This is a genomic window from Acinetobacter pittii ANC 4050, from assembly GCF_000399685.1.
Classification (GTDB): Bacteria; Pseudomonadota; Gammaproteobacteria; order Pseudomonadales; family Moraxellaceae; genus Acinetobacter; species Acinetobacter pittii_E.
This window is the reverse complement of record NZ_KB976987.1, coordinates 1217862-1232478: the sequence shown is the minus strand read 5'-3', so window position 1 is coordinate 1232478 and position 14617 is coordinate 1217862. Positions and strand designations below refer to the sequence as shown.

14 protein-coding genes are annotated in these 14617 nt (G+C 38.0%); 12 read left to right on the top strand and 2 right to left on the bottom strand.

Features of this window, described 5'->3' with window-relative positions; translation table 11 throughout:
- Window position 1: 1 nt before the first annotated feature.
- The 4 genes from gsiC to F931_RS09540 all read left to right on the top strand — a co-directional run bounded on the left by gsiC (window position 2) and on the right by F931_RS09540 (window position 4603).
- Window positions 2–940: an ABC transporter permease gene (gene gsiC / locus F931_RS09555; RefSeq protein WP_016141171.1), complete on the top strand. Its 939-nt coding sequence runs from the start codon at window positions 2–4 to the stop codon at window positions 938–940.
- 7 nt (window positions 941–947) lie between these two features.
- The gene (gene appC, locus F931_RS09550) at window positions 948–2090 is read left to right on the top strand and encodes an ABC transporter permease (RefSeq protein WP_016141170.1); all 1143 of its coding nucleotides are present in this window, start codon (window positions 948–950) and stop codon (window positions 2088–2090) included.
- A 12-nt stretch (window positions 2091–2102) separates the two neighbouring features.
- Entirely contained in the window at window positions 2103–3836 is a 1734-nt protein-coding gene (gene gsiA, locus F931_RS09545; protein ID WP_016141169.1) for an ABC transporter ATP-binding protein, read from the top strand.
- Window positions 3837–3943: 107 nt separating this feature from the next.
- A complete protein-coding gene (locus F931_RS09540) occupies window positions 3944–4603 on the top strand; it encodes an SOS response-associated peptidase family protein (RefSeq protein ID WP_016141168.1) in 660 nt (219 codons plus the stop codon).
- 58 nt (window positions 4604–4661) lie between these two features.
- On the opposite strand, the gene F931_RS09535 is transcribed toward F931_RS09540, so the two are convergent.
- The gene (locus F931_RS09535; protein ID WP_016141167.1) at window positions 4662–5030 is read right to left on the bottom strand and encodes a hypothetical protein; all 369 of its coding nucleotides are present in this window, start codon (window positions 5028–5030) and stop codon (window positions 4662–4664) included.
- Window positions 5031–5327: 297 nt separating this feature from the next.
- Here F931_RS09535 and cysQ point away from each other — a divergent pair, with 297 nt between their 5' ends.
- Window positions 5328–6185 (top strand): 3'(2'),5'-bisphosphate nucleotidase CysQ family protein, encoded by an 858-nt coding sequence (cysQ, locus tag F931_RS09530; RefSeq protein WP_016141166.1) that lies wholly within the window; start codon window positions 5328–5330, stop codon window positions 6183–6185.
- 57 nt (window positions 6186–6242) lie between these two features.
- Window positions 6243–6977, top strand: coding sequence for a histidine phosphatase family protein (locus F931_RS09525; RefSeq protein ID WP_016141165.1), 735 nt, complete (start codon window positions 6243–6245; stop codon window positions 6975–6977).
- Window positions 6978–7034: 57 nt separating this feature from the next.
- Here the strand turns inward: F931_RS09525 and rpsT are convergent, their stop codons facing one another.
- A complete protein-coding gene (rpsT, locus tag F931_RS09520) occupies window positions 7035–7301 on the bottom strand; it encodes a 30S ribosomal protein S20 (RefSeq protein ID WP_002117906.1) in 267 nt (88 codons plus the stop codon).
- 212 nt (window positions 7302–7513) lie between these two features.
- Between rpsT and yraR the strand changes: the two genes are divergently transcribed.
- From yraR to mfd, 6 genes are all read left to right on the top strand, one after another.
- Window positions 7514–8179, top strand: a complete 666-nt coding sequence (yraR, locus tag F931_RS09515) for an NAD(P)H-binding protein (RefSeq protein WP_016141164.1) — start codon at window positions 7514–7516, stop codon at window positions 8177–8179.
- 12 nt (window positions 8180–8191) lie between these two features.
- On the top strand, window positions 8192–8698 hold the full coding sequence (gene rraA, locus F931_RS09510; RefSeq protein ID WP_016141163.1) for a ribonuclease E activity regulator RraA: 507 nt from the start codon (window positions 8192–8194) through the stop codon (window positions 8696–8698).
- 21 nt (window positions 8699–8719) lie between these two features.
- Window positions 8720–9502, top strand: coding sequence for a glutathione S-transferase N-terminal domain-containing protein (locus F931_RS09505; protein ID WP_080649462.1), 783 nt, complete (start codon window positions 8720–8722; stop codon window positions 9500–9502).
- 143 nt (window positions 9503–9645) lie between these two features.
- Window positions 9646–10578 carry a Dyp-type peroxidase gene (locus F931_RS09500; protein WP_025470313.1) on the top strand — a complete coding sequence of 311 codons (933 nt, stop codon included), beginning with the start codon at window positions 9646–9648 and terminating at the stop codon, window positions 10576–10578.
- Window positions 10579–10657: 79 nt separating this feature from the next.
- On the top strand, window positions 10658–11014 hold the full coding sequence (locus F931_RS09495; RefSeq protein ID WP_016141160.1) for a hypothetical protein: 357 nt from the start codon (window positions 10658–10660) through the stop codon (window positions 11012–11014).
- Between the two features lie 134 nt (window positions 11015–11148).
- Window positions 11149–14610: a transcription-repair coupling factor gene (mfd, locus tag F931_RS09490; RefSeq protein WP_016141159.1), complete on the top strand. Its 3462-nt coding sequence runs from the start codon at window positions 11149–11151 to the stop codon at window positions 14608–14610.
- Window positions 14611–14617 lie beyond the last annotated feature (7 nt).

Below are 14617 nucleotides of genomic sequence, written 5' to 3'. Positions count from 1 at the left end.
TATGCTGGCATATGTTATTCGGCGTTTATGGCAGATGATTCCAACTATGTTGGGGGTAGTCTTACTTATTTTTATTCTTTTTAACTGGGTAGGTGGCGATCCTGCTTATATTTTAGCGGGCAAGATGTCTAATCCTGAGCAGATCGAAAACATTCGTAAGCAGCTTGGTGTCGATCAGCCTTATTACGTTCAGCTCTGGATTTTCATTAAACAAATACTAACTTTTGATTATGGAGCGAGTTGGAGTACGGGTGAACCTGTTTCCCAAATTATTTTAACCCGATTAGGACCGTCGCTTACGCTTCTAATTCCACTGACTATTTTACAGACGGTTATTTCAATTATTTTAGCTTTGGCTGTTGCAGCGGTACGTGGCTCTCTAACCGACCGTATGGTCATGATGCTATGTACCATCGGCATGTCGATCAGTATTTTAGTTTATATTATCGTTTTTCAATATGTTCTGGCGTATCAGCTAAGTTGGTTCCCTGTACAAGGCTGGAGCGATAGCTTTACTGATAATTTATTTAAGTTTGCCTTACTACCGATTCTCATCATGCTGGTGGTGAGTATTGCACCGACTTTGCGTTTATATCGTAGCTTTGTGCTTGATGAAGTTAATCAGGATTATGTTCGAACAGCACGTGCTAAAGGTGTAGGTGAAAGCCGAATTTTAGGCGTACATGTGCTGCGGAACGCTTCAATTCCCATTATTACCGACGTGATGTCAACTTTACCTGCATTACTCATAGGCGCATTTTTAATTGAACGCTTTTTTGGTATTCCTGGGATTGGTCGAGAGGTGATTATTGCAGTTGAGCGGAGTGATTTTCCTGTTATTAAAGCAATTACAGTTTACATCGCAGCTGCAACCATGATTTTTAACTTGATTGCCGATTTGGTCTACAAAGTGGTTGATCCACGTGTACAGTTGAAGTAGGTGGGCTATGCTGAGCGTTTTATCAAAAAGAAAACAACAAACAAAAGCGGAAGCTCATTCATCTGGCCTGTGGAAACTTGCCATGCGACGTCTTCGGGCCGACAAGATCGCAATGTCATCGCTAGTGATTGTATTGTTTTATTTTATTATTCTGGTTCTATCAATGACAGGTGTGATTGCATCTGACTGGAATAAAGAGGTTGCAGTAAGTTATGCACCACCTACATTTATAGGCGCAGACAAGACAACAGGTGCAGGGCAAAATGCTGCGGTGGTTGATGAGGAATTACCAGAAAATCCTGTCGATCCCTTAAAAGATGTAATTCATCAACTTAAGGCTGAAATTAAACAAGAGAAGAGCTCCGACAGCGCGATTAATTATTATGGTGTTGTAGACCCATTAGCTGATGATATGAAGGCCATTGATCAGCAACTTGGTGGACATTTACTTGATCAGCAAAGTGAACTTAAAAGCACACTTATATTTGGAGCTGACAAATGGGGACAAGACATCCTTAGAAAGACTATTAAAGGTGCTGAAACATCAATCATTGTTGGGGTGATATCCGCTTTACTTGCGGTAGGCATCGGTACACTTTTAGGCGCAATTTCTGGATATTTCGGTGGTTGGGTGGATGATATTCTCAACTGGTTTTATAACATTTTTACCTCAATTCCATATTTATTATTAGTTCTCGCTATTGCTGCTGTACTTCAACAAAAAGGCATTTTATCTATTGTTCTGATTTTAGGTTTAACGGGCTGGACGGGTGTTTATCGTTTAATACGTGCCGAATATATGAAACATACTGCACGTGAGTACGTTCTTGCTGCTAAGGCAATTGGCGTTGGACACTTCCGCCGTATGTTCATTCATATTTTTCCTAATGTCAGCCATATCGCTTTGGTCCAAATGTCAATTCTGGTGGTGTCTTTCATTAAATCTGAGGTCATCTTGAGTTTCTTAGGTTTTGGTGTGCCAGTAGGTGTAGTGTCTTGGGGGAGCATGTTAAATGAAGCACAAAGTGAACTTCTTTTAGGTAAGTGGTGGCAGCTTGTCGCAGCTTCTGTTGCGATGGCTGTTTTGGTAACGGCATTTTCAATGTTTACTGATGCACTTCGTGATGCATTAGATCCAAAACTAAAATAAGAGGAAATCCTAATGTCAGAACAAGAAAATCAGAATGCGCCGTTGCTGCATGTTAAAAATTTACGAGTGAGTTTTAAAGGTGAAGATAAACAATATATTGAAACCGTGAAGGGAATTAGCTTTGATATTCCTGCAAACACCACGGTTGCTTTAGTAGGTGAGTCGGGTAGCGGCAAATCAGTTACTTCTTTGGCAACTATGGGCTTACTGCCTGTAGGTCAGAGTAAAATTGATGAGCAAAGTAAAATTATATTTGAAGGCAAAGATTTGCTCAGCTTATCTCGTACAGAGATGCGTAAAATTTGTGGCAAAGATATTGCCATGATTTTTCAGGAGCCGATGTCATCATTAAATCCTGTTTTTACGGTTGGCAATCAAATTGCAGAAGTGTTGTGTTTGCATATGGGGTTGAGCCGTAAACAGGCCCGACAACGCGTTTTAGAATTACTTAAAGAAGTAGGTATTCCTTCACCTGAAACTAAAATTGATGCCTATCCAAATCAACTTTCGGGTGGTCAGCAGCAACGCGTCATGATTGCTATGGCGATTGCGTGTGAGCCTAAACTGCTGATTGCCGATGAGCCGACTACAGCACTTGATGTCACGATCCAAAAACAGATTATTGATCTACTTGAGTTATTGCGTAAGCGCCGTCAAATGTCGATGCTTTTTATTACTCACGATTTAGCGTTGGTTGGTGAAATTGCAGATAAAGTCATTGTGATGCGTCATGGCGAGATTAGGGAGCAAGGCGTTGCTGAAGAGGTTTTTGAACAGCCTAAAGATGTATATACGAGAGCATTACTTTATTGCCGCCCGCAAATGTCACAACGACCTTATCGTTTGCCTGTTACCAGCGATTTTATGCGTCAAGAAGACAATATATTGGTCGAGCAAAGTTTTGATGCTTCAGAAATTCCCCAGCGCAAACGGGGTTTAAATGGTAATGAGCAAATTATCTTAGAAGTAAAAGACCTGAAAAAAAGCTTTTATAGTCGTAAAGGCCTATTTGGCAAAGAAGAGTTTCAGGCCGTAAAAGGAGTTTCTTTTAAACTTGCTAAAGGAAAAACCTTGGGTTTAGTCGGTGAGTCAGGTTCAGGTAAAACGACCGTTGGGCTCTTACTCATGCGCTTACATCAAGCATCTGGTGGGCAGGCTTTCATCGAAGGTAAAGATATTCTTTCATTAACTGAAAAAGAGTTTGCTAAATATCAACGAAAGATTCAGATCATTTTTCAAAATCCATATGCCTCTCTTAATCCACGTTTTACCATTGGGCAGATATTATTAGAGCCTATGCAAATTCATGGTATTGGTAAAGATGATACTGAGCGTAAACAGATTGCGCTTAGTTTACTTGAACGAGTGAATTTACCTGAACAAGCTTATTATCGTTATCCGCATGAGTTCTCGGGTGGGCAACGCCAACGTATTGCCATTGCACGTTGTTTAACGCTAAAGCCTGAGATTTTGATTTGTGATGAATCGGTTTCGGCCTTGGATGTTTCAGTTCAGGCACAAGTACTTAATTTATTACAAGACTTACAAGATGAGTTTGGGCTTAGTTATATTTTTATTTCACATGACTTGTCGGTTGTGAAATATATCTCTGATCAGGTCATGGTCATGAATCATGGTGAGGTTGTTGAAATCGCTAATTCAGATGAGCTCTATGCACATCCTCAACATGACTATACTAAACGATTATTGCAGGCTATTCCTCAAGGAATTCAGCACATCTCATAAGCGTAAAGTTATGTCGTTAAAGGCACTTTCTAGTGCCTTTTTATTTGGTTTATAGGGCAAATGCTTATAAAATATAAAAAGTAAATGTAGAGTATTTTATTCTTGCTATGTGCGCTAACTTTAAACCTTTAACGCTTGCTCAATTGCAGCAACTTCAGTTACCTGTAGTTGGCTTTAGCTATGCCGAAGAGGTTTATCCTGCTGGAACAATGCCATTATTATTTAAATCATCGCAAGGCCTTGAATGGCGTGAAGTGATGTTTGGATTGGTTCCAAAATGGGCTGAAGATACCAATATAGCAAAACATACTTATAACGCCCGTCATGAAACAATTTTCCAAAAACCGAGTTTTCAAGAAGCTGCGCTTAAATGTAAGTTCGGTGTGATTCCAGTGACTGAGTTTTATGAAAGTAAATATATAAATGATAAGCCAGAGCGGTGGGGTGTGCGCCGTAAAGATGGGCAAGCTTTTTTTATTGCAGCAATTTATGAAATTTGCAAAATAAATGAAACGATTATTCGTTCTGCAAGCATGTTGACCATGGATGCTATAGACCATCCAATGATGAAAGACTTTCACGAACCAGGTGACGTTAAACGATCAGTGATTGTAATTCCACATGATCGTTTGGAAGAGTGGTTAAGTTTAGAATCGCCTGACATTTCAAGTTTTATTGAGGGCTTCCCCGTCGAAGAATTTGAATGCTCTCATGTACCAAAAGAAAAAATTATAAAACCTACACCACAGTTAAGTATGTTTGACTAACTTGCTTAAAACTAAGAGGAGGTTATTGATCTCAATTTGAATCAATAACCTCTATGTCTTATTCAATATTTTTACTTAATGTTTGTACTTCAGAATCTTCAGCTAGATAGGTCAATTCAATAGGCGAAATCACAAAAGTCGTATTATCTGAGGTCTGTTTAAATACGAAGCCATATTCAAAAGATTGGCTATTTTTACTTGGTAACCAGAATAGATAAGGGCAACCTGTATAACTCCCATCCCAACCCATTTCTCTAGCTAAAGCCAAGGCCGTATCAGATTTCGCTATGATTTCTTTAAGTGATTCTTTATCTCGTTGAGAGACGTCACCATCATCATCTGCAAAGGTTTGTAGAAACTCAGTTAAGGGCTTAAGGTCTTCCCAGTTATGTTCTATTGTAGAGAAATGATATCCATATAGCATCATGTGCACTTTCTTCCATCTTGTTATTGTGTCTTTGAACATACCAAGAAATATATGAAAAGGAAATGGATAAATCTGATTTAAGTTGTTTATTTTTCATAACTTATAGATTGTTTTTTGTACGGAATAAAAGCTTTTATAAACATTATAATTATTCATATGAACTATATAGCGTACGCACAAAGCAGTGCTCGCCTAATGATTAAGATAGATTACTATTTTAGTAAATCAAACTGTTGGCGAATATTGAATTGTTCATAATTCACCTATAATAGAATTGAAACTATATCGAGCATATTTATGTTTATAACAACTACACGTCCACAAGATAATTTAATTAATCAACTTCTGCCTATTTTGGAACAGGCGAGCCAAATTTTATTAGAAGAATATCAAAACTATTCTGCGGGTTGTGAGTTTACTATTCATGAAAAACAAGATGATTCACCTGTAACCCAAGCAGATCTAAAGGTAAATAGATTTTTATTAAAGCATCTTGCAGAGATTACTCCAGAGTTGCCTGTATTGTCTGAAGAAAGTGATTATAGTGCCCGTCATGACTGGTCTACTTGTTGGATGTTAGACCCACTCGATGGAACCAAAGAATTTATACATGAACGTGATGAATTTACGATTAATTTAAGCCTGATTAAGGGTAAAGAAACCGTTTTTTCCGTTATTGCTGTGCCATGCGAACAAGTGGTGTACTTAGGATATCTGCAAGATTTACCTTTTAAATATAGTTTTAGCCAAAAACAATGGTATCAATATCAGGTCAATTCAACTTCGTTAGATGCGCCTATACAAATAGGGCTTAGTCACGGTAGTAAAAATCCAAAATACCAAAAATTTATTCAACCTATTGAAAAAGAACATCGCATCATTCGACGAGAAGCTGGGAGTGCCTACAAATTTTGTATGATGCTAGAAGGTGAAATAGATATTTATCCACGCTTCCATCCCACTTCTGAATGGGACACAAGTTCAGGTCAAGGACTATTAGAAAGTATAGGCGGCGGCTTACTTACTCTGGATGGTAAGCCTTTTGAATATAACCAAAGAAACACGGTTTTAAATAAGGGCTTTATCGCTTTTCGTGATGAGGAAAGTAAAAAAATAGCATTTGAAGCTTTAGCCCAATCAGGTGTTATAGATTGAGAGTTATGCTAGACATGTTATAGTGGCAAAGTATTGAAAAAAGATGACAAGATAAAAATGGCACTCGATTTATTGCCTAAAAGTATGTTTGAAGCAATTGATTTATTGCCCGATGCTTCAACTCCTGTAACCTTATTTACGCGCCATTCTTTAAGAGAACTTGTAGATGGGCAGGGCTTGGCTGGATATGATCTCCAACTTACTCCTCAGGGGCGTGAGCTTGCACAGGCGTGGGGTAATTATTTAATAAAAAATACAGATCGTGTTATTCAGCATTGTATTTCAAGTCCAATACAGCGCTGTGTCGATACGGCTGCGCTCATGATTGAAGGGGCTGACGATGTAAGCCCTCAATCTAATACACATACGATTGAAATTATTGAGCAAGGTCTACTTGTTGAACCAGGTAGTTTTGTTTTGGATATAAAACAAGCAGCTCCTTATTTCAAAAAACAAGGTGCGTTAGGTTTTATTAATAGTTTTGTAAATAATGCATTGCCTGGCATGAAACATCCGATTACTGGGGTTTTAGATGTACTAGAGCTTATTTACCGAACTCATCCTAAAACTCAAGGTGGCCTTAGTTTAGCCGTCAGCCATGACACGATTATTGCTGCAATTGTTGCTGTAATCTCAGGTGAGAATAAAATTAAGAAAGAAGATTGGCCTGAAATGATGGAAGGGTTATTTGTATGGTTTGAAGGTGAAGAGTTTCCAAATTGTAAATTAAAGTGGATTTGGAGAGGAAAGGCCTACGAACTGAATGTGGCTAAATTTCATAAAGTACTATAAGCTCAAAAACGATAGATAATAAAAAAAGCCCTATTGGGCTTTTTTTACATGTTCAAATTAGTTAGCTAACGCTTTAACTTGAGCATTTAAACGGCTCTTATGACGAGCAGCTTTATTTTTGTGGATGATGCCTTTATCAGCCATGCGGTCGATTACAGGAACAGCTTTTTTGTAAGCTTCTGTAGCAACAGCATAATCACCACCAGCGATTGCACTTAAAGTACGTTTGATGTAGGTACGAACCATAGAACGCAAGCTTGCGTTGTGTTTACGCGCTGTAACGTTTTGGCGCGCACGTTTTTTAGCTTGAGCAGAGTTTGCCACTCTTGCACTCCTTGAAAATAAGTTGGTCTGGGCGGGCTGTGGTCAATTCAGTAAACTGATGTAACCATCACCAGCCCGTAAACAAGTGCCATATTGTGATGAATCAACACCGTGAAGTCAAGCCTTGCGAGCATTTTAAGCGGTTTTAGGGGCTGCTAAAACGGTAAGAAAAGGTTAAATTTGATACAAACTTAAAGAGGGTTGGATAAAAAATGACTATAAGTGCTAAAAAAGCAATTGTGATAGGTGCTACTGGACTTGTGGGTTTAGCTCTTGTTGAACAGCTTGAGCAAACACCCGAATTTGAAGAGATTACAGTAGTCGTGAGAAAAGAATCACAACTACTTAATACATATAAAAAAGTTACTCAACTCGTTATAGAAGATTTTTTATTGCTCAATGACGAAGATGTGAGTGGACATACTCATGCATTTAGCTGTTTAGGAACAACATTAAAAGTCGCTGGTTCAAAACAGGCCTTTTACGCCGTGGATTATGAAATCAATGCTCATTTAGCAGACCTAGTGCAAGACAAGCACATTCATTTACTGCTTGTGAGTGCTCTTGGCGCAAATGCAAATTCTCTAATTTTCTATAATAAAGTGAAAGGACAGTTAGAAGATTATATTGAAAGTTTAGAAATCGAAAAATTATCTATTTTTAGACCGTCTTTACTGATTGGTAAACGTAGTGATGTCCGGTTTATTGAAGACATAGGGCAAAGTCTTTTTAAGTTTATTGAGAATAAATTACAAAAACCATTCAAATATAAGCCTGTAACTGCAGAGCAATTGGCTCATACGATGGTCGTAGCGGCGCTAACGCAAATTGAAGCTTTTAAACGATATGATAATCTGAGCATACAACAAACTCGATAATGGAGTATTAAAGTGTCGACAATACCATTTGTAACTTGTGATTTATTAGATGATAACCCTGAAAAAAACTTGCAAGTCGTAATTCCATCAATGGATGGAAAGTTCTTTCAAAGTTATGGGGCGCGTAAAACGTTTGGGGGGCAGGTTGTAACCGTAAAGTGCTTTGAAGATAACTCACGAGTAAAAGAGTTATTAGCAACAGATGGTACAGATAAAGTATTAGTGGTAGATGGTGGCGCCTCTATGCGTTGTGCGCTTATGGGTGACATGATTGCTGAATCAGCGGTTAAAAATAATTGGAATGGTGTGGTGATTTACGGTTGTGTACGCGATGTTGATGCACTTGCAACTTTGGATTTAGGCATACATGCATTGGCTGCAATTCCCCAAAAAAGTAATCGTAAAGGCATTGGTGAAGTAGATATTCCTTTGTATTTTGGTGGAGTCACAATTCAATCTGGTGATTTTATCTATGCGGATAATAATGGAATTGTGATTGCAAAAGAAAAATTAGTCTAATTCTCTCATACAAAGGAACGCATGATGGTGATTCATCAAATTAAAGTACTTCAAGCAGTTGTATCTGCAATTGCCGAAGGTGGTAGAGGTGTTACAGGAACAGCATTTCCACAGCAACCTGTAAAAGCTTTAAAACTATATGAATTTGAAGGTTCACCATTTTGCCGTCGCGTTCGTGAAGTGATTACACTTTTGAATTTGGATGTGGAAATTTATCCATGCCCTAAGGGAGGAAAAAAGTATCGATCAGTTGTAAAAGAAAAAGGCGGCAAATTACAATTTCCTTTTTTAATTGATGAAAATACTGGTGATCAGCTATATGAATCACAAGATATTATTCATCATTTATTTAAACACTATGGTAAGACAGGAAAAACACCTCAGAAATTTTCGAGTTACCCAAACATGCCTTATGTTGCAGTTGCAGGGACTATATTAAATGGTGCTCGTGGAGTTTGGATAAATAAAAAAATTGTTGATAGAGCTGCGCCTGAGCAAAAACTTGAGTTGTGGAGCTTTGAGGCGAGTCCGTATTCACGAATTGTAAGAAGTCTACTCTCTGAACTTGAGCTTCCATATATTTTGCATAATGTGGCAAAAGAGAGATGGCAAGATATGGGACCTGCTATTTTTCGCTTAAAACCAGGGAAATATATACCTTTAAAAGATGGGAAAAGGGAAAAGCTATTGCCTATTATGCAAGGTAAAATGCAAGTGCCATATTTGGTAGATCCAAATACGGGAGTGAAGATGTTTGAATCTGCTCAAATCGTAAAATATTTAAAAAAGCAGTACGGACATTAATTAAGGTTAATGTGAGCAAGAGTTTAAGGCATTTTACTTAAACTCTTATGAATATTAGATTTTATGAAGTTATGTATGAAAAGAAAGTGAATATGCTAAATTAACGAGGTTAAATACCTAAAAAGGCATATTTTATGGAATGTATGAGAATTCAACCTGTAACGAGTGCTCCTGGTGAAAATGCATTATTTATTGTGTTGGGGCTGGCTCAAGGTGATTCTGTAATAGAAAAAGTAAAAGATTTTGCTGCTAATTTTTCAGCTTTAACTCGAAGTCTCTTTAATCGTTATCCAGATAGTAAATTTAATGCTACCTTAGGTTTTAGCTCAAATGCATGGGATATTTTATTTCCAGAGCAAACAAAGCCCCAAGAATTACAACCATTTCAAGAAATTAGAGGTCCGAAATATACAGCTGTTTCCACTCCAGGGGATTTATTTTTTCATATTCGTGCTGATCGCCAGACTTTATGTTATGAGCTGGGTAATATAATTAATCAACAGCTTGGTAAAGTAACATATCCAATTGATGAAGTTCATGGCTTCCGTTATTTTGACGGACGGGCAATTATTGGCTTTGTGGATGGGACTGAGAACCCTGAACCCGTTATTGCAGCGCAGTGGGCATTGGTCGGTGATGAAGATCCTGATTTTATGGGCGGAAGCTATGCTTTTATCCAAAAATATACGCATGATATGGATAAATGGCGTTCATTAACTGACGAAGAGCAAGAAAAAGTGATTGGCCGTAAAAAGTTCAATGATATTGAGCTCAGCGATGATGAAAAACCTTTAACTGCTCATAATGTTGTAAGTAAAGCTCACGATGCAGAAGGCAATGAACTTAAAATTATGCGAGCTAATATGCCTTTTTCGAATCCTTCTAGAAATGAATATGGCACATTCTTTATCGGCTACTCGCGTAAATTTAGTACAACCCGACAAATGCTTGAAAATATGTTCTTAGGAAATGAGCAAGGTAATCTTGACCGATTACTTGATTTTAGTACTGCCCAAACTGGAACTCTATTTTTCGTACCAACTGTGGATTTTCTGGATGATTTAGGCGATGAGTAATCATTAAAAATAAGCTTAAATGGTGGAGGTGAATAGATTACCTCCACTATGTACATTGAAATTAATATGATGTGATGAAATGTTTAAAAAGTTAACACAACTCTTCCAAGGCTCGAAAGAGTCACCTGAGCAAATTTATTTACAAGAGAATCAACTCAGGTTTGATTCCGAACATGGCCCGATGATTAAAAATGTCGTGATTAATGAAAAGTGGTCAGAGCATCTTGAGTATTTTTCAAATCGTAAACTACAGAATTTTGATAATCTACCTAAACTATTTCAAATTACGCCACAAATTAATGAAAAAATTGATTTAGAGATTGCAATGCAACGCTATGTAGAAAGGTTAGGAAATACAGAACAAAAGTTACTTGAACTTAAATCCGTTATACAAATATTAAATCAATATTACGTTTTGTTTTTGCGTGATAAATAATCATAGTTGATTGATTAAAAAATATAAAAATTAGAGCGAAGTAGTAGTTTGATTTTCAAAAAAATAACTCATTTCACTAAAAACATCATGCTACTATTGAGCTCATATCTTCTTAGCTGATAAAAGCCATATACATGTTTCAACAAGAAATCTCTCAATTGAATTTACAACAGCTCAAAGCCGGTGAAAAGCGTTGGGTAGGGTCGTTATTAGGTTCATCTGCTGCATTATTATTCAAAGAAATTGCTATTCAGCACTCATCTTTGCTCGTGGTGGTGGCTCGAAATAACCAACATGTTGCTCAGTTAGAAAGTGAACTTGAATTTTATGGTATAAAACCGACAATTTTCCCTGATTGGGAGATTTTGCCGTATGACCGTTTGTCACCTCATCAAGATATTGTTTCGGAACGTCTTGCAATTTTATCTAATATGCCGCAAAAGGGGGTCTTGCTCATTTCAGCGAGTACTTTAGCCCAGAGAGTTGCACCATATTCTTGGGTTTTAGGTGAGCATTTTGATATTCGTGTAGGGCAAAAATTTGATTTAGAACAACAGAAGTTACGGTTAGTACAAGCAGGCTATCATTTAGTAGACACGGTTTATGATCACGGTGAGTTTGCTGTACGTGGCAGCATTATGGATATTTTTGCATCTGGTCAGGATGCGCCTATCCGTATTGACCTGTTTGATGATGAAATTGATACATTAAAATTCTTTGATCCAGAAACACAAAGAACCACCACAACTTTAAAAAGTTTTACAGTTCTTCCAGCGAAAGAGTTTCCTTTAAAAGAAGCTCGTTCAATTTTCAGAGACCGTTACTCTGAACTTTTTCCGACCGCAAATCCTAAGAAAAACCCCATTTATCAAGATGTTCTTGATGGAATTGCATCTCCGGGAATTGAGTTTTATTTACCTTTATTTTTTGATAAAGCTCAAATGCAAGCTCAAAGTACACTGACAACGTATTTACCAAAGAATTGCATTGTAATTACAACTAATGATGTGGATACTGATTTAACCAGTTTTTGGAAAGAAGTTTTCCGTAGATATGAAGATAGACGTCATAACGCCGATCAGCCAATTCTACCTCCTGATGAGTTATTTATTGCGCCAAACCACTTGCTTAGTGCCTTAAATCAGTTCCCACGTATGCTTGTGAGTGCTGAGTCAGTTGAAGAAAAAGCTGGAGCTTTAAATCTCAAAGTTGAGCAACCTCCAAAGTTGGCAGTTGACCCGAAAAAAGAAAAACCATTTGCGGTAGTTAAAAAATATATTGATGAAGCGAACCATCCAGTTTTATTGGTTGCAGAAAGTGCTGGTCGTCGTGAAAGTTTAAGAGATGGTTTGCGTGCCAGTCTAGGAGATATTCCTAGCGTAGATAGTTTTGAGCAGTTCCAGAAAAGTCAGTTCGCGATTGCGATTACTAATGCGCCATTAGACCGTGGTTTGCTTTTAACCGATCAATTATCTGTTATTTCTGAAAATCAGTTATATGAGCACCGGGTAGTTCAACGTCGTCGTAAACGTCAGCAAGAAGTTTCAGAAGAGTTCTTAATTCGTAGTTTGACCGAATTAAGTATTGGCGCTCCTGTTGTTCATATTGACCATGGTGTAGGGCGTTATGCTGGGCTAATTACTTTAGCAATTGAAGGGCAAGATTATGAATTCTTGCAATTAGACTATGCTGAAGAGGCAAAAGTTTATGTGCCTGTGACGAATTTGCATCTTATTAGCCGTTACAGTGGTGGAGATCCGGATTTAGCACCATTACATAAAATTGGAACTGATGCGTGGAGTAAAGCAAAACGTAAAGCTTTAGAACAAATTCATGATGTTGCAGCAGAGTTGTTACATATACAAGCACGTCGGCAGTCAAAACCTGGTTTTGGCTTTGAAATAGATCAGTCGCTTTATATGCAATTCGCGAGTGGATTTGCGTATGAAGAAACACTTGATCAGGCCAATGCTATTGAAGCGACGCTTTATGATATGCAACAAGCTAAACCGATGGACCGACTTGTTTGTGGGGATGTTGGTTTTGGTAAAACTGAAGTTGCGATGCGTGCAGCATTTGTTGCGGTGCAAAATGGTAAACAGGTTGCTGTTTTAGTACCGACGACATTGCTTGCTCAACAGCATTATGAGTCTTTTAAAGACCGTTTTGCTGATTGGCCTGTTCGTATTGAAGTGCTCTCACGCTTTGGTTCAAATAAAACGCATACGAAAAATATTGAAGACCTTGCTGAGGGCAAAGTCGATATTGTGGTAGGCACCCATAAACTTTTACAAGAAAATGTACAGTTTAAAGATCTAGGCTTAATGGTGGTTGACGAAGAACACCGTTTTGGAGTGCGTGATAAAGAGCGTATTAAAGCATTACGCGCAGATGTAGATATGTTGACGCTTACAGCTACACCAATCCCACGAACTTTAAATATGGCTTTTTCGGGAATGCGTGATTTATCTATCATTGCTACACCGCCAGCCCGTCGTTTAGCTGTTAAAACCTTTGTACAAGAACATACCGAAGCATCTATTAAAGAGGCGATTTTGCGTGAATTACTACGTGGTGGCCAAGTATATTTCTTGCACAATGAAGTTGATACGATTGAAAGAGCTGCTGAAAATATTCGTGTGCTTGTTCCGGAAGCTCGTGTAGCAGTGGCTCACGGACAAATGAGGGAAAGAGAACTTGAGCAAGTCATGCAACAGTTCTATCACAAAGAATACAATGTATTGGTATGCTCAACCATTATTGAAACTGGAATTGATGTTCCAAATGCCAACACCATTTTGATCGAAAGGGCCGACAAACTTGGTCTGGCTCAATTACATCAACTGCGTGGCCGTGTGGGGCGGTCACATCACCAAGCTTATGCTTATTTATTAGTTCCTTCGATAAAGCATCTAAAAGGTGATGCTGAAAAACGCCTTGATGCAATCCAACGTGCTTCAACTCTTGGAGCTGGTTTCATGCTGGCTACAGAAGATTTAGAAATTCGAGGTGCAGGCGAGCTTTTAGGCGAGCAGCAAAGTGGTTCAATGCAGGCAATTGGTTATAGCTTGTATATGGAAATGCTTGAAAAAGCTACTAAGGCGATTCAACAAGGGAAAACGCCGAATTTTGATGCACCTTTATCATTAACAGCAGAAATTAATTTACACATTCCTGCACTAATTCCAGATGATTATTTAGGTGATGTGCATCAGCGTTTATTATTCTATAAGCGTATTAGTAATACAGATACCCAAGAAAAACTCGACAATATCCGTATGGAACTGATTGACCGTTTTGGAGTTCCACCGCAATCAGTTAAACACTTATTTAGTGTCCATCAAATTAGACTGAAAGCTGAACAGTTAGGTATTACTAAAATCGATATTAATACCCAAGGTGGCAATATTGAATTCTCGCCTGATACGCCTGTTCAGGCCATTAGTATTATTCAACTCATGCAAAAGCATCCAACCTATTATCGTATGGAAGGTGGTCAGCGCTTAAAAGTGATGGTTCAGCTTGAAGAACAGGAAAAACGAATTCAATTTATTAATGATTTGTTAGCGAAATTATTGAATGAATTACATGCTTAAATCGTGT